Origin of the sequence: Streptomyces sp. NPDC015171 (genome assembly GCF_043079545.1) — a bacterium.
In the GTDB taxonomy this organism is placed as follows: Bacteria; Actinomycetota; Actinomycetes; order Streptomycetales; family Streptomycetaceae; genus Streptomyces.
In genome coordinates, this window is record NZ_JBIBUO010000032.1 from 21,429 (window position 1) to 36,384 (window position 14,956).

A 14,956-nucleotide genomic window follows, 5' to 3' on the forward strand; every position below is an offset into this window, starting at 1 on the left:
CAGAAGGTCACTCGTGTACGCCCGCCAGCTCCACCGCCCTACGGCGCAGGGAGAGGCCGGCCGGAGCGACCGCCGAGATCACGGCGAGCACCGCGCAGGCACCCAGGGCCGCCGCGAGCGTCGCCCACGGGATCTCGATGGACGTCCACACCGAGAGCAGGCCCAGCGCGCTCCACATGCCCACCAGGTTGAGGCCGGCGACCAGCGCTCCCAGCAGTCCGCCGACCATGACCACCATCAGCGCCTCGGCGCCCACCAGCCGCAGCACCTGCCATCTGGTGGCGCCGGCCAGCCGCAGCACGGCAAGCTCGCGGACCCGGTCGGAGGTCGCCATGACCATCGTGTTGGCCAGCGAGATGCCGGTGTAGAGGAGAGCGATCCCGAGGACCAGGAAGAAGCCCATCCGGGTCGTCCGGTTGGTCTCGGGGTACGTCGCCCGAACCCAGGCTTCCCTGGTGAGCACCTCCCCGCCCGACGCCCACACCGCCTGACGCAGACCGGCGGCCACGGTGCCCACGTTGGCACCGTCCGCGAGGCGTACGTCGACCCGGTCGACGGGCGCCGCGGGGGCGTTGCGCGGGGTGACGTAGACGCCGTTGTTGCCGGTGCCGATGGTCATGACCGCAGCGATCTTCAGGGACTTCCTCGTGCCGTCACCGAGCCACACGCCCACCCGCTCGCCCACGGTGTGCTTCTCCCACTCCTCGTTGACGATGATCGAGTCGTCGTCCAGATCGCCCACCTTCCCCGCGGCGAGCGGGAGACGGGTCGTTGCGGCGAGCGGCTCCGGCTCGACGGCCCTGGCATCGGACCTGATGAGCGCCACGCCGTCCTCCAGGACGTACACGGCGCTCGACGAACTCGCCGAGACCTCGGCACCGGACACGGCCCGAAGCCGCTGCAGCGTCGCCTCGTCGAAGCCGGCGTCGCCCGCCGGAGTGACCACGAAGTCGGCGGCCGTCTGCTCGCGCACCTCGGTGGCCTTCGCCTCGTTGAGGGTGGCGGTGGCGCCGAGCAGCGAGCCCGCCAGCGCTACCGTGACCAGCACGGGCGCCGCGACGGCGGCGGTACGGCGGACCCCGGCGGCGGCGTTCTCCCGCACCAGCATCCCGCCGGCGCCCGGCAGTTGGGCTGGCAGCCAGGCGATCAGCCGGGCCAGTGGCCGCACCAGCACCGGCGTGAGCAGCGCGACCGCGGTGATCAGCAGCATCGGCCGGCTCACATAGGTCTTGCGCTGCAGCAGGTCGCCCGGGTTCGTCACCAGGGCCAGGGTCAGCGTCACCGCGGCGGTGATCAGCAGGGCCGCACCGAACAGCCAGCGGCCCCATGTCATCGGCCGGGTGTCGACGGATGCCTCGCGCAGTGCCTCGGTGGGACCGGTGCGCCCGGCCCGCCAGGACGCGGCCAGCACCCCGCACAGGGCCACGAACAGGCCCGTCCAGAAGGCCATGTGGTAGGGCCAGGTGTAGTCGCCGATGGTGAACCAGCGGGGCGCAAGGTTCTCGTCGACCGCCCACGCGGCGAGCTTCGGAGCGCCGTAGGAACCGAGCACACAGCCGGCGGCTGAGGCGAGCACACCGACCGCGAGCGCCTCGTAGACGACCATACGGCGGATCTGGCCCGGCGTCGCCCCGGCGGTGCGCAGCAGTCCGAACTCGCGGCGCCGCTGGGCCACCGCGAACGCGAAGGTCGAGGCCACGACGAACACCGACACGAACCCGGTGACGCCGCCGGCCGTGCCGAACATGGCATTCATCGCGGTGAGGGCCTCGCTGTCTCGGTCGGGGTCGGCGTCGGCGTACCGGCGCGCGTCCCCGGTGAGGACTTGGACGCCTTCACTGCCGCGCACCACTTCGCGCACGGCCGCTGCATCGGCGTCGACCACGAGCTGGAGGCTGCGCGGCGACAGTTCGGCGGCGCGGGCGTCGGTGTAGAACGCAGCGTTCTCGAAGCCGAGCCCGCCCACGGTGCCGACGACGCGCACCGTGCCGCCGTCGGTCCGCACCCGGGTGCCCGGACGGGCCCAGTCACCGCTGACGACGACCTCGTCCGCGGCATCGGGCGCGCGTCCCGCGTCGAGGTGGTACGCCGCGAAGGCCGCCGTGGACCAGGGATGACCCACCAGATCGGCGGGCCCGCCCTCGGCCCGCACGGCGAACGACCGATCCTCGACGACGGTCCCGAGATCCCGCAGCTTCGCGACCACGTTGTCGGGCACGGCACGCGGCTGCGCGAGCTTCTGGGTGCGGTCGCCGATCGAGGTGGGCACCTCAAGGGTGTCCTGGCCCTTGACGACGACCGGCGCGGCGGCGAACCGCTCCGGCCCCCGGTCGGGAGCGTCCAGCGAGGACGCCAGGGCCAGCCCCATCACGGCGATCAACGCCACGCCCAGGGAGAGGGCGACGAAGCTGCCGACGAAGGTGACCCAGCGGGTGCGCAGGGTGCGCAGGGTGGTGCTCAGCACGGCGCCGCCTCGAGCTTGGTCATGCGGGCTGCGATGTCCTCGGCGGAGGCGCCGATCAACTCACCGTTGATCCGGCCGTCGACGAGGAAGACGAGGCGGTCAGCGTAGGAGGCCGCGACGGGGTCGTGGCTGACCATGATGATCGTCTGGCCGTCCCGGTCGACCATGCCGCGCAGCAGGGTCAGCACCTCGCGGCTGGTCTGCGAGTCGAGCGCGCCGGTCGGCTCGTCGCCGAACAGCACTTCGGGGCGGGTGATCAGGGCGCGGGCCAGGGCAACTCGCTGCTGCTGGCCGCCGGACATCTCCGTCGGGCGGTGCCGCGACCGGTCGCCGAGTCCGACCTGTTCGAGCACCTCGCGCACCTGTGTCTTTTTCGGGCGGCGGCCGGCCAGCCGCAGCGGCAGGGCCACGTTCTGCTCGGCGGTCAGCGAGGGCAGCAGGTTGAACGCCTGGAACACAAAGCCGATGCGCTCGCGGCGCAGCAGGGTCAGCTTGGTCTCGCTCAGCCGGGTCAGCTCGGTGTCGCCCACGGTGACCGAGCCGGACGTGGGCCGGTCCAGGCCTGCGGCGCACTGCAGCAGGGTCGACTTGCCGGACCCGGACGGGCCCATCACGGCGGTGAACGTCCCCCTCGGGAAGGTGAGCGATACCTCGTCGAGGGCGGTGACGGACGTACCGCCCGAGCCGTACCGCCGGGTCACGGAGCGCAATCGGATCGCGTCGTTGCTCATGTGTTCCAACTCGTGTCGGTGTCGGTCATCCCGCACACCTCGGCGGGACGGAAGCTTCGTGGAACGGCGCAGTACCGGCCGTTCGCGGGGCGGGCCGGTCACCCGGGCCCGGCCGGGCCCATGACGTAACCGATCAGGACGAAGGCAGGGGCCCAGACCGCGCTGCTGAGCACGGACCAGAGCAGATAGCGGCGCAGCGGCATCCTGGTCGCCCCGCACAGGGTCGGTACGAGGGTGCGCAGGACGGCGGTGAAACGGCCCACGAACACCGCGCCGCCGCCTTGACGCTCGATCAGCCCCAGGGCGCGCTCGGTGAACCGGCGATGACGGGTGCGACTCGTCATCCGGGCCATCAGCCGCTCCTTCCAGCGGCTTCCGATGGCGTACCCGGCCAGGTTGCCCAGCACCGCGCCGACGAGCGCGGTCAGCAGCGCCGCCGTGACCGTGACGTGCCCGTGCCAGGCGAGCACCCCGCTCAGCACCACCGCGGTCTGACCGGGCAGCAACGCGCCCACGACCGGGAGCGCCGCCTCCAGAGCGGGCAGCACCAGCACCGCGGCGAGGATGCCGAAGCTACTATGCACCAGCATCTGCTCAGCCAGCCATGCCGTCATGGGGCGCCGCCTCCCTCGTCTGCGCGCTGCCTCCACGAAACCGCGGGGGACCCTCGCGACGCACTGCGGCAGGGACGAGACTTGGGGTAGTGCCAAACCTACCTCCAGGGGTCGGGCCCGACTCACCCTGGCCGCGGTCACCGGCGCAGTTCCCGGGGCGGCGGCGCCGTTCAGCCCACCCGCAGCAACTTGCCCTCCTCAGGGAAGTGCTCCAGGCTCGCCGCAGTGAGACGCAGCAAGGGGTGGAAGCAGTAACAAGGCGCGCCGGTGGCGTCGATGCCACGTGTCTCCAGAAGTGACGCCTCGACCAGCCGTTCCAGGAACTCCTCGGCCGCGTTCTCGGGCAGCCTGAGCAGCGCGGCAGTCGTCACCGCAGTGAACTCGGCTCCCGCGCGGACGGCGAGTCGGTGAATCAGCTCCCGCTCCGAAAGCGGACATTGCCGCAAGGCTGCGGACAGTATCTGCCTTGCGTCGAGCGTGCTTACCCGTAACTCCTCGATGCGGGAGGCCGGATCAGCCAGGCGACGCGCGAGCCGCGTCATTTTCCAGTGCGGCCGGGCGGCGAGCCGGCGGCGGCCCGCAGCGCGAGTGGCAGCCGCCCGCATGCCTCAACGACGGCGTGGGCCGCCTCGGGCTCCGCGGCGATCCGGTCGCCCCCGGCGATCACGGAGAGCAGGTCCAGCGACTCACTGGTCTCCATGGGCTCCAGCGCCACGGTTCACGAACCGGGCACCGCGGGGAGCCGGTTGCGGCTCGTCACCAGGACGGCGGCGTCGGTCGTAGCCGGCAGCAACGGGTCAAGCTGCAACTCGTTCGCCGCGTCATCCAACAGGATCAGCAGTTTACGGCCCGCCGTCCGGGTCCGATATCTGTGGACCAGCTCCTCCGTCCGGACGGGCTCGCCGTTCGGGGTCAGCAGGTTCTCGGAGGTCTCGCCGAGCGCCCGCAGCAGCGCGACCAGGACCTCGCCGCAGTCCGCGACGGTGCCGTCGTCGGCGCGCAGCCGGGCACACAGTAAGCCGTCCGGGAACTCCCCAGCCACGAAGTGCGCGACCTGTACGGCGAGTGCGGTCTTGCCGACGCCCGGCATCCCGGTGATCAGCAGTCGGCGCGGCTGGAACGCAGCACGCCCGTTCGCCGGCATCAGCGTCAAGCGCCTGCACGGCACGTCGAACTCCCGCTCCCGGCCCCTGAAGTCGGTCGGCGCCGACGGAATCATGACAGGCGACGCGGCCACTGTCGGCATTCCATGCGTCAGGCTCGGTGCGGGCTGCGGGACGGAGTCCAAGTCTCCGCTCAGCAACGACTGATAGACGACGGCGAGATCAGGCCCGGGGTCCACCCCCAGTTCCTCCGCGAGCACCTCGCGTCCCTCGTGATAGGCGCGCAGCGCCTCTGCCTGCCGCCCACACCGGTACAGCGCGGTCATCAGCTGCGCACGCAGTCGTTCCCGCACTGGGAACTCGCTGACGAGTTGAGTGAGTTCGGGGGTGAGCTGGCCATGCTTGCCGAGGGCGAGGTCCGCCTCGATCCGGTGCTCCAGAGCGCTCATCCGCGCCTCTTCCAGTTGCGGAATCTCCGTTTCCGCGAGGTGCGGTGTGACGTTGGCCAGCGTCGGTCCCTGCCACAGATCAAGTGCTTGACGAAGCGTGTCGGCGGCCTGCGTGAACCGCCGCTCCTCCATCGCACGCCGCCCGAGCCGCTCGAGCCTCTCGAACTCCACTACGTCGACGTGCGCCCCGTCAGCGACCAACTGATAGCCGGGCTGGCGGCGGACCAGGTCGACCTCGGGTCCGAGGAGCTTTCGCAGCCTCGATGTGTAGGTGTAAATCTGAGCGTTCCATGTGGCAGGCGGATCCCACCCCCACAGCAGTTCGCTCAGTCTCCCGTCGCTGACCACGCGACCACGCGCGAGCAGCAGCACGGCCAGAACCGTGTGCATCTTGGTGCCCCCCAGCGCGATGCGACGGGCCCCGTCTCTCACCTCGACTGGACCTAGAAGATGAAATTCCACTTTAAATCCCCTATTTACTCGATAGTGGTCGAATCAAGGCGGCCACATCCGGATCGGAACGCCGGAACGTCGGTCTTTCGACCATTGCTTGCGCCACAAGTTGGCTGAACTGAGCCCTCCTGTTGGCAGCGGTCCGCGGTGGCAAGCCCCTGTATTCCCGGCCCCGTGACCTCCGGGTCCGGTACGGGGGTGGGGCTGGCCCTACCCTCGATCCGCGTCCTGGACCGATGGCACCGGATGGGTTCGCCCACCTACGGTGATCCCCATGCACCCTCGGAATGTGTGGCAGGCCATGTCCGGGCCCGGCTTTCTGCTGTCGGTCTGGCCATGGCGCTCCGTCGCGTATCTGCTCACCGGCGCGGTGACCGGCGTCGCCGCCCTGGTGGCGATCGTGACGGTGGCTGCTGTCTGCGGGACACTCGCCATCACCGTGGTGGGGCTGCCCTTGCTGGCCGTGGTCGCCCTCAGCGGGATCCCAGTGGCCTGGGTCGAGCGGCGAAGGCTGCGCCTGGTCGATCGCGATCCGGTGGTCGGCCAACACCAGGAGCCGGCCGCGCCAGGACTGGGGATCTGGCTGACCACCCGGTTGCGCGAGCAGGCGACCTGGCGGGAACTCGGGCATACGCTGCTGTTCGCCGGGTTGCTGTGGCCGGTCGACGCCTTGGTGGTCACGGTCGCTCTGCTCGTTCCGCTGTCCATGGTCGCCGCCCCGTTGATGATGGCCACGGTCGGTGACGGCTACGAGACGAAGGTGCTCAAGCAATGGACGATCACCACATGGCCGACCGCGTTCGGAGTCGCCGTGCTCGGCCTGCTCCTCATGGGCCTGTGCTGCTATGTGCTCGGCATCGCGGCGGGCGCCCGCGCCGAGTTGACCCGGTTGCTGATTGCCTCCCGCGAGAGCGAGCTCGACGCGAAGGTGGTCGAACTGGCCCGCTCCCGCTTCCGTCTGGTGGACGCCTTCGAGGCGGAGCGGCGGCGCATCGAGCGCGATCTGCACGACGGTGCGCAACAGCGGCTGGTGGCCCTGACGATGACCCTCGGTCTGGCCCGGCTGGACGCACCGCCCGGCACGCTCGCCGACCAACTCGCCAAAGCCCACGACGAAGCGGGCAAGGCGCTCGAGGAACTGCGCGAGCTCATCCACGGCATCCACCCCAAGATCCTTGCGGACTACGGCCTGGAGGCCGCCGTCGCCGACGCGGCGGACCGCTCCGTGGTCCCCGTCGACGTCGACCTCCGACTGCCGGGTCGGCTGCCCCAGGGGGTCGAGGCCGCGGCGTACTTCGTGGTCTGCGAGGCGCTCGCCAACGTTGCCAAGCACAGCGGGGCCGACCGCGCGCAGGTGAGCGGCGGTCATCGCGACGGCCGCCTGTTCCTCCAGGTGCGCGACGACGGGCGAGGTGGCGCGGACCCCTCGGCGGGCAGCGGACTCACCGGCCTGGCGGACCGGGTAGCGGTTCTCGATGGCAGACTTGCCCTGTCCAGTCCACCGGGCGGACCAACCCTGTTACTTGTGGAGTTTCCTTGCGAGTTGACCAAAGCGGCCGACCGCTCCGCGTAGTGCTGGCCGAGGACAGCGTGCTGCTGCGCGAAGGGCTGGTCGGCTTGCTCAGCCGCTGCGGAAACGAGGTGGTGGCGGCCGTGGGGGACGCGGATGCGCTGATTGCTGCGGTTGAGGAGCACGCCCCCGACATCGTGGTGACGGACGTACGCATGCCGCCCGATTTTCAGGATGAGGGACTGCACGCGGCAGTGCGACTGCGCGCGAGCCGGCCCACGCTGCCGGTCCTGGTCCTCAGCCAATACGTGCAGCGAGCTTACGCCTCCGAGCTCTTGGACTCCGGCGACGGCTCGGGCGTCGGCTACCTGCTGAAGGACCGCGTCGGCCAGGTCGAGGAATTCATCGACGCACTGCACGAGGTCGCGGACGGTGGGACGGTGGTCGACCCGGAGGTGGTGCGCCAATTGCTGCGCCGCCGTCGTGATCCGCTGGCGCGCCTCACGCCGCGCGAGCGTGAGGTACTGGCATTGATCGCGGAGGGTAAGTCCAACGGCGCAATCGCAAAGGAGCTGATGGTCTCCGAGGCCGCGATCGGCAAGCACATCAGCAGCATTCTCACCAAGCTGGACCTGCCGCCGACGGATGAGACCCACCGCAGGGTGCTGGCCGTCCTCACCTATCTGCGGGCCTGACCGATGGCTTGGGTGTCTCGGGTCACCATACGGCCATTGAGAGCTGTCCGAGGCTCTCGCGGAAATCACGCCCGATCTCGTGTCCGACCTTTCGATCTCCAAATGCGACACCCCCGTTGGCTGAGCTGTACTGACATTTGTGGAGCCGTGATGCGGTCCTGGCCGTGGTGGAGACGACCCGTGCTGGTGATGCCTCTCACCGATAGGTGCGCAGGTGAGTGGCAACGTTGGTGTGGTCGACGCACCCTTCGGCACGGCCTATGTCCGGCCCCGGCCGTCACACGACCTTGGACCTCTGTGGCCTGCACCGACCCACTTCCTGCGAGAAGAGGGTCGTTCTACAGTGACTGGATTCAGCAGTTGAGCCGCAGCCAGCCACCCCGTCGATCACTAAAAGGTGAAACTATCGCCTTCTGGTGATCCGATCAAGTGGTTAGAGTGTCTGCACGAACCCTATGGAGTACCTGTATGCCCGACCGCGTCTTCGACGGCAGCAAGCTGCGCGATCGTCGCGTGGCCAAGCGCCTGTCGCAGGCCGACTTGGCCGCAGGCTTGAGCGTCAAGACAAACGCCGTCTATCGCTGGGAAAACCGGTTGGCTACGCCGCCGCAGGAACGCCTGCCGGCCATCGCTGCGATGGTCGGGGCCGAACTCGACGAGCTCTTTCCGCGGCTGGGGCCGCCCAACCTCGCCGATCTGCGCTGCGACGCCGGCATGAGGCAGTCGGACACCACGCGCTACACCAAGACTGCGTCGCCGATGCCGATCCGCGCAGCCGAGCAGGGGAAGCGAACGCTGTCCGATGAGGCGGTGACGGCGCTGGCTGCCGCCTACAACGTCACCCGTGCAGAACTGCTGGCGGCGCAGAGGCGGTCGTTCGGTCACGACGTGCCAGCCATAGAGCCAGAGAAGGCGACGCCGTCGCCACAGGTCGTCGACACCATCGCTGGGAAGATCAAGTACTTGCAGACGGAGCTGTACGATGGGGCTCTGCTCTCGGACGCGGACCTCGCCTCGTCCGGTAACCGTAAGAGTGGCCGGTCTCTTCTGACGGAAGAACTGGTAAGGAACTTGCGCGTGGGCGGACTGACCACCGCCCCGGACGACGTTCTTGAAGCCCTGGCTTTGGCTTTCGACGTCCCTCCGGTGTTCTTCCGCAGCAGCGATCCGGAGATCGGCCGCTTGGTCGTCTCGACGCGCGCCGTGCGCAGCCAGTTCACCGTCATGGCCGCGCGTGGCGGTGAGCAAGAGATTTCGCAGGATGTGCGGGATCAACTCCGGGACTTCATCAGCGACACCATGGCGGAGATCCTCGGCTCTGATGCGGACGACGTGCCGACGTAGCAATCTGCCCACACCGTCGGTATCTCCTAGCGCACGACCTCGAGGTAGACAGTGCTGCCGTCGGTGAGTGCGCAGAGCGCCGCGTCCCACAGGGGCCTGCGTGACGGCGGGATCTCGTCCGGCGAGATCTCGCCAGGTGCGCTGAAGCGGAAGGCTGTGAGCTCGCTTTCCTGCAGCACGATCGCCTGCTTCTGCTCAGTGGTGAGCGTTCCGCCGTCGAACACCCAGTAAATGTGCGCGCCGTCCGCAGTGTGCACGTAGGCGGACAGAAGGAGTCGTCCAGGCGTCTGGTCGATGCCGAGTTCCTCCTTGAGCTCACGCCGACATGCCTGTCTGGGCGTCTCGCCCTCGTCGACTCCGCCGCCTGGCAGATTCCAGCCGTCCTTGTATCCGGGCTTGACGATGAGGTACTCGCCATCGCCATTGTTCAGTACGGCCGCAGCCGACATGGTCGGTCGAGCGGGGCCGACGTTCATCAGTTGCTCCTTGCTTCTGAAGATCAAGCGTAGTTGGGAGTGGTCGTCGCCAGCAGGGCGCGGGCGTCGGAGTTGCGGATGCGGCCGTAGGCGGCGGCCACAGCCCGCAGGTGCGGCACTTCCTGCTCTGGATCGGTACCTGGGTCGAAAGGGTACGGCGCCAGAGTGGCCGACTTGCCGAGAAGCGCAGGCCCTTCGCACAACAAGGCAGAGCGGATCCACAGTGCCTCGGCCCGGACCTCGCTGCGGTGGAGGCTATCCGGCACACTCTGCGCATGATCGCGGGCCCGCTCGACAAGATCTGCCGGGGCTCGTCGTCGGAGTTCGAAGATCACGTCGCGGATGTCGACCGTGAAGCGGTTGAGGCGCACGAGCAATGAAGCGTCGGGGCTCGCGAACACGTCGCGGAAAGCATCGAGGGCCTGGCCGACGAACGGCAGACGCGCGAAGAGCTGGCTGGGCCTGTAGCGGACGACGTCAGGTGCGGCCATGGCCAAATCCCTCCAGAGCCAGTGCAACGAGAGGAGACTGCGGGCCGCCCGGTAGCGCTCGGCGCCCGCTCGGCTGACAGGTGCTATGGCGCCGATCCCCCAGAGCAGTGAAAACAGGTAGAGAAGGGAGTCGGTGAGTGCCTCCTGGGTCTGGCTGACGCTGTCGGACACCGTCGTGACAGTGATCACCACCACGAATGCGGTGCGCAGCAATACGTAGAGCACGGCCAGCACCATCGCGCAAGACATGAGGAGCATCCCGATACGGACCGAGCGAACCGGGGTCGCTCGGGCGGCGCCGCCCCACTGGACGGCGCAGACCGCGGCGGCCGCACCCATGTAGAGGTAGAAGAGGCCCATGTAGATCGGCAGACCCAGGTCTCCCTTATGGCGCTCCAGGAAGAACAGGGTGCTGGTGTCCGGTGGATTCAGCAGGAAGAAGAAGGTGGCCACCATGACGGCGATCGTGCCGACCGAGGCGCGCGCAGCGGTCCGGTGCACGATGGCGGACAGGCGCGCGCTGCGTCGCACGTCGGCATCCGCGTCCGCGTAGACCGCGGTGACATAGCGGAGCAGCACGCAGATTCCGACGATCGCAGTGACGTGCTTGACCAGGAAGCCGAGATCAGGGATTCCTGTCGCGTCCAGGAGATCGTTGACGACCGATGTCCGGCACAACCAGCTCACCGCAAGCGCGGCGAAGGCGCCCCACAGTGAGCGCTCGCGACGGCGCCCGTTCAAGATGGACTTGGCCCTCAGGACGGCCTGGATGATCAGAAGGGCTGCGATCGCGTAAGCGAACGCGTCGGTCACAGTCATGGGTTCCTTACAGGGCGGTATCGCTACTGAACGGGTAGGCGAAGTCTTCTGCGAGGCGTCGGGCTACAGAGTCCTCGATGAGGTCGGAGCTGATGGCTCGCTGGCTGATGAGGGCGGCCGCATCCTCGGTGCGCTGCTCGATGGCGGTGTCATAACGGCGCCGGCCGGCGGCCTGGCCTGCAGCTACCAGTTGCTCGACTCGCGCTGATGTGAGGTCGCGCAGGACCTCGTCGGTGCCGATGACGCCAGTAGAGTCGTCTGCCCAGAGGTGGACGAGCTCGTGCACTTTGATCTGCCGCTCGTGCGAGGGCGAACCGCCCTCGAGGTGAAGGATCAGGTCGAGCGGCCGGACGTCGTGCTTGATCCAGAGACCGCAGAAGCCAGTCAGGCTGGCGAGGTGTACCGGCATCGGCTTCAGGACAATACGTCGGCCGCGGGCCTGCTCGATATTCGCAACGAACTGATCGAGATCGAAGGGCTGTGGGATCGGCATGGAGGCCACCAGGCGCTCGGTCTCACGCCGCAAAAGGCGTCGTCTGCGCCGGACGCGCAACTGGTCGAGGGCACCGTTCATGATGCCTAAGCCAGGGTGTCGTCTCGTATGCGTCATCATTCACGCCCATCCTCGGCCTCATGCCCGAAGAGAAACAGACAGTCCGCCCAAACAAGGATGGACGGCAGCGCAACAAGCGTATTCAAGCTCGATATCGCGCCAGACAGTGCTGTAGCGAGGAGCCAGAATCTTCCAAAATCCAACTCGCCGGGTATTCTTGTGAGAAACAAAGGGCGGAAAGTGCGGAGATCTGGGGTTACCTGAACGACTCCGCCATCCGATATAGGCGCGTCTATTCACGCCTCGCCCCCATTTAATAGTCGACCACTTGGCTATAGAACTCATCGATTGCCGGCTCGACGATCGCATCTGACTCAATCACTGTCTGAGCACCGGCACACTCCTTGACAGTAAGGTTGGCGAGAATGACCTCTGTCGATGGCGCGTTCGATTCGATTCATCGCGGCGCCGTCATCTGCCGCATCCACGATGTGTCTCAGCCCTTCCCGGATCGGCTAGCCAGGCCTAGCCACCCCCGCCCGCTGGGTGGGGGGAGTGGTGTTGCCGACAGTGTTGATCAGAATGGTGGGAAACGATCTACATCAGCGTGGGAAACGATCTATGAAGGCCACCGTTTTGCCGCTGACCAGCGAGTTCCGTCGGTGCCCGCAGAGTTCGGAGCCTGTATGGCCAGGCCGGCCCCGCCGCGCCCCGTCAGTCGCTTCAGTCGCTTCGGTCTACTTGGGACACAGCGACTGAAGCCCAGCGACCCAGCTGCGCATCAGTCGCTCACTGCCTGCACGGTAAAAGGGCAGGTCAGATGGGGTGCATCCCGAAGTTAGCGACTGAAGCGACTCATCCTCCGTACATATGAAGACATTCGCGTGTGCGCATGTGCGTCATATATAGAGAGCTTCAGTTGCTTGAGTTGCTGTTCCAGATCTGTCAAGCTTCTGACCTGCTTCTTTACCTTGGCGACTGTGTCAGCGACCGAAGAGACGCCAGTCGCTGGTCCACCAAGTCAGTCGCTACCCGTCCCTTGCCGAGCCCTGCCCATCGACACGGGCACATGCTCCCCACACGCCGCCGCTGTGTTCGCTAAGGTGTTTCCGTCATTGAGTCGCTTCAGTCGCTACCAGGGGGGCGCATGTCTGCTGAGCTGCAGTTTTCCCGCAGCGACTCACAGCAGCCCACGCTCCGCCCCTCAGCCGCTCATCGGTCACTGGCCACAGCGAAGTGGTGCGCTCGCAGGGGCTGGCCCGTCCACCCGCTTGCCGCAGGCCGCAAGACACCCGCAGCGAACTGCCAGCATTGCCGCGAGCTCGGGCACTCCCGTGCAGGCTGCGCCTGTCTCCCGGCCGGCCGCTGGTGCCACGCCTTCACGCCGCCACCCTCGACCAGCGGCGTATCGAGCAGTGGTGGGGAACCCACCCCGAATTCGGAGTAGGCGTCGCCTGCGGCCCTGCAAGCCTGGTCGTCATCGACATCGATGCCCACGATGCCCAACCGCCCAGTCGCGACCGGATCCTGCCAGGGATTCCCATCGGCGACCACGTCGACCTCACCGGGCTGTCCACGGGCTTTCACACCCTCGCGGTGCTAGCCGCCCTACGACGCAGCTCCACGGCATCCCTGGTGATTCTCGTCCTGCCCGCTCACCAGCACCTGTGCTGGCGTCACCAACGCTGGACCCGTTCGACCCACGACATCCCGCTCACACATCTGCCGGAGGTCATCCCAGCTCAGCGACGACTCGATCAACTCGCCCGCCGCCACCGGCACCTCGGACAGGCTCTCGACCTTGCGCGGAAGATCGTCGAGGAGTGGTCTTTCTCCGGCATGCCGATCGACCTCGCCAGCGAATGGACCGACCGCCTCGATCGCATCGAGAGGCACCCCGCCAGCATGAGGATCCCCGCCGAGGACCGCCACCACCTCGCGGCCTTCCCCGAGATCGCGGTGCTGGCGAACCTGATCCTCGACCCTCCCACCCACACCATCGATCCCAAGGAGCTCTACATCGCCACGACAGCAGAACTGAGCCGACGATTCGCCCGGATCTACACCACCTTCGGAACCCAGGACCCGCTCTAGCAGCGCTTCTGCAAACCCTTCGCAGCCCGGACACCCGATTGATCAGCCTTCGGACAAGCGGCAAGCTCGCTACCATTTCCACCCTGTTGGCTCACGGCCTGCGAGCCTACGGCGTCCAGGACTGCCGTCTTGCCGGGCGCCGAGATCTACTGGAGATCCCCTCAACGCGGAGCCGGAACGGCACCATGTGACCATGCCGATATGACATCTGGTCGGATAATCTTCCTCAATGGCACCTCCAGTTCAGGGAAGTCGAGCATCGTCCGGGAGCTTCTGGACATCCTGGATGACGGCGTCTTCTTCCACCTGGCGGTCGACAGCTTCAACGCGATGCGCAGCAAGCGGGAGCTCGGGGCGGAGGAGCTCGACGCTGCACTGCGGCGGACCAGGATGGGCTTCCACCGCTCGATTGCGGCCATGGCCGAGGTGGGCAACGACATCGTGGTCGACCATGTGCTGAGCGAGCCGTGGCGACTACTCGAATACCTGACGGTGCTGCCACCCGAGGACGTACTGTTTGTCGGCGTCCACTGCCCGCTGGACGAGCTGGCCCGCCGCGAGCTGGCCCGGGGCGACCGCCCACCGGGCCTCGCGGCACACCAATACGACATGGTCCACGCCCACGGCGACTACGACGTGGAGTGCGACACCAGCACGGCAAGCCCACGCGAATGCGCACAGCGCATCAAGGAACTCCTCCCGCACCGCCCCAGCCCCGCCGCCTTCACCCGCCTTCGACGACGCTACTGAACTTGATTGGGTGATGTCGGAGACGTTCGCCTGACCGCGGCCGGTCCGCTCCGGTAGCCCTGGACTGTGAGATACGCACAGGGTGGCGGTTTGACCGACGCCGGGCGGGCCGCGAGGGAGCGGGTCCGGCTGCAGGCCGTGGAACGCTTCGAGGGCGGGCAGAAGAGCAGGGAGATCGCTGCCACGCTGCGGGTCAGTGAGCGGTCGGTGGAGCGGTGGCGCCGCCAGTGGCGCGAGCGTGGTGAAGAGGGGGTCCTGTCGAAGGGATCACCGGGGCGGCCGAGGCTCTGCGACGCGCAGGTCGCGAGGCTGGAACGGGAGCTGGACCGCGGGCCGCTGGTCCACGGCTGGGCCGATCAGCGGTGGACACTTGCACGGATCAGGACGCTGATTGGCCGGCTGTTCCACGT

General features: G+C 67.8%; 14 protein-coding genes and 1 pseudogene. 6 read left to right on the forward strand and 9 right to left on the reverse strand.

Annotated features, from left to right (window positions below):
• Positions 1–7: 7 nt before the first annotated feature.
• From ACF073_RS40220 to ACF073_RS40245, 6 genes are all read right to left on the reverse strand, one after another.
• The gene (locus tag ACF073_RS40220) at positions 8–2,464 is read right to left on the reverse strand and encodes an FtsX-like permease family protein (protein WP_392076505.1); all 2,457 of its coding nucleotides are present in this window, start codon (positions 2,462–2,464) and stop codon (positions 8–10) included.
• Positions 2,458–3,195 carry an ABC transporter ATP-binding protein gene (locus ACF073_RS40225; RefSeq protein ID WP_392076506.1) on the reverse strand — a complete coding sequence of 246 codons (738 nt, stop codon included), beginning with the start codon at positions 3,193–3,195 and terminating at the stop codon, positions 2,458–2,460. The genes ACF073_RS40220 and ACF073_RS40225 overlap by 7 nt, the downstream gene beginning before the upstream one ends.
• A 98-nt stretch (positions 3,196–3,293) precedes the next feature.
• Complete coding sequence (locus ACF073_RS40230; protein ID WP_392076507.1) at positions 3,294–3,809, reverse strand: DedA family protein; 516 nt, start codon at positions 3,807–3,809, stop codon at positions 3,294–3,296.
• Between the two features lie 170 nt (positions 3,810–3,979).
• Positions 3,980–4,180, reverse strand: a complete 201-nt coding sequence (locus ACF073_RS40235; protein ID WP_392076508.1) for a hypothetical protein — start codon at positions 4,178–4,180, stop codon at positions 3,980–3,982.
• Positions 4,181–4,347: 167 nt separating this feature from the next.
• The gene (locus ACF073_RS40240; RefSeq protein WP_392076509.1) at positions 4,348–4,509 is read right to left on the reverse strand and encodes a hypothetical protein; all 162 of its coding nucleotides are present in this window, start codon (positions 4,507–4,509) and stop codon (positions 4,348–4,350) included.
• Positions 4,510–4,527: 18 nt separating this feature from the next.
• On the reverse strand, positions 4,528–5,751 hold the full coding sequence (locus tag ACF073_RS40245) for a BTAD domain-containing putative transcriptional regulator (protein ID WP_392076510.1): 1,224 nt from the start codon (positions 5,749–5,751) through the stop codon (positions 4,528–4,530).
• Between the two features lie 364 nt (positions 5,752–6,115).
• Between ACF073_RS40245 and ACF073_RS40250 the strand changes: the two genes are divergently transcribed.
• The 3 genes from ACF073_RS40250 to ACF073_RS40260 all read left to right on the forward strand — a co-directional run bounded on the left by ACF073_RS40250 (position 6,116) and on the right by ACF073_RS40260 (position 9,363).
• Positions 6,116–7,387: a sensor histidine kinase gene (locus ACF073_RS40250; protein WP_392076518.1), complete on the forward strand. Its 1,272-nt coding sequence runs from the start codon at positions 6,116–6,118 to the stop codon at positions 7,385–7,387.
• Positions 7,387–8,019 (forward strand): response regulator, encoded by a 633-nt coding sequence (locus tag ACF073_RS40255; protein WP_392076511.1) that lies wholly within the window; start codon positions 7,387–7,389, stop codon positions 8,017–8,019. The genes ACF073_RS40250 and ACF073_RS40255 overlap by 1 nt, the downstream gene beginning before the upstream one ends.
• 468 nt (positions 8,020–8,487) lie before the next feature.
• A complete protein-coding gene (locus ACF073_RS40260; RefSeq protein ID WP_392076512.1) occupies positions 8,488–9,363 on the forward strand; it encodes a helix-turn-helix domain-containing protein in 876 nt (291 codons plus the stop codon).
• Between the two features lie 26 nt (positions 9,364–9,389).
• Here ACF073_RS40260 and ACF073_RS40265 read toward each other — a convergent pair whose 3' ends face one another.
• From ACF073_RS40265 to ACF073_RS40275, 3 genes are read right to left on the reverse strand one after another with little or no spacing between them, the layout of a single operon-like run.
• The gene (locus tag ACF073_RS40265) at positions 9,390–9,839 is read right to left on the reverse strand and encodes an NUDIX domain-containing protein (protein WP_392076513.1); all 450 of its coding nucleotides are present in this window, start codon (positions 9,837–9,839) and stop codon (positions 9,390–9,392) included.
• A 23-nt stretch (positions 9,840–9,862) separates the two neighbouring features.
• Positions 9,863–11,149 carry an MAB_1171c family putative transporter gene (locus ACF073_RS40270; protein WP_392076514.1) on the reverse strand — a complete coding sequence of 429 codons (1,287 nt, stop codon included), beginning with the start codon at positions 11,147–11,149 and terminating at the stop codon, positions 9,863–9,865.
• Positions 11,150–11,156: 7 nt separating this feature from the next.
• Positions 11,157–11,723 (reverse strand): hypothetical protein, encoded by a 567-nt coding sequence (locus ACF073_RS40275; RefSeq protein WP_392076515.1) that lies wholly within the window; start codon positions 11,721–11,723, stop codon positions 11,157–11,159.
• A 1,126-nt stretch (positions 11,724–12,849) separates the two neighbouring features.
• On the opposite strand from ACF073_RS40275, the pseudogene ACF073_RS40280 reads away from it, so the two are divergent.
• From ACF073_RS40280 to ACF073_RS40290, 3 genes and pseudogenes are all read left to right on the forward strand, one after another.
• Positions 12,850–13,320: pseudogene (locus ACF073_RS40280) on the forward strand (bifunctional DNA primase/polymerase); the annotation flags it as partial.
• Positions 13,321–13,997: 677 nt separating this feature from the next.
• Complete coding sequence (locus tag ACF073_RS40285; protein ID WP_392076516.1) at positions 13,998–14,546, forward strand: chloramphenicol phosphotransferase CPT family protein; 549 nt, start codon at positions 13,998–14,000, stop codon at positions 14,544–14,546.
• Positions 14,547–14,636: 90 nt separating this feature from the next.
• The coding region (locus ACF073_RS40290) for a helix-turn-helix domain-containing protein (protein ID WP_392076517.1) at positions 14,637–14,956 on the forward strand (320 nt) is incomplete at its 3' end.

Bases quoted from the DNA above. Each gene is read 5' to 3' on its own strand.
- ACF073_RS40230 (WP_392076507.1), bottom strand. From the start codon at position 3,809: ATGACGGCATGGCTGGCTGAGCAGATGCTGGTGCATAGTAGCTTCGGC.
- ACF073_RS40260 (WP_392076512.1), top strand. From the start codon at position 8,488: ATGCCCGACCGCGTCTTCGACGGCAGCAAGCTGCGCGATCGTCGCGTG.
- ACF073_RS40245 (WP_392076510.1), bottom strand. From the start codon at position 5,751: ATGCACACGGTTCTGGCCGTGCTGCTGCTCGCGCGTGGTCGCGTGGTC.
- ACF073_RS40240 (WP_392076509.1), bottom strand. From the start codon at position 4,509: ATGGAGACCAGTGAGTCGCTGGACCTGCTCTCCGTGATCGCCGGGGGC.
- ACF073_RS40275 (WP_392076515.1), bottom strand. From the start codon at position 11,723: ATGAACGGTGCCCTCGACCAGTTGCGCGTCCGGCGCAGACGACGCCTT.
- ACF073_RS40225 (WP_392076506.1), bottom strand. From the start codon at position 3,195: ATGAGCAACGACGCGATCCGATTGCGCTCCGTGACCCGGCGGTACGGC.
- ACF073_RS40270 (WP_392076514.1), bottom strand. From the start codon at position 11,149: ATGACTGTGACCGACGCGTTCGCTTACGCGATCGCAGCCCTTCTGATC.
- ACF073_RS40285 (WP_392076516.1), top strand. From the start codon at position 13,998: ATGACATCTGGTCGGATAATCTTCCTCAATGGCACCTCCAGTTCAGGG.
- ACF073_RS40265 (WP_392076513.1), bottom strand. From the start codon at position 9,839: ATGAACGTCGGCCCCGCTCGACCGACCATGTCGGCTGCGGCCGTACTG.
- ACF073_RS40250 (WP_392076518.1), top strand. From the start codon at position 6,116: ATGTCCGGGCCCGGCTTTCTGCTGTCGGTCTGGCCATGGCGCTCCGTC.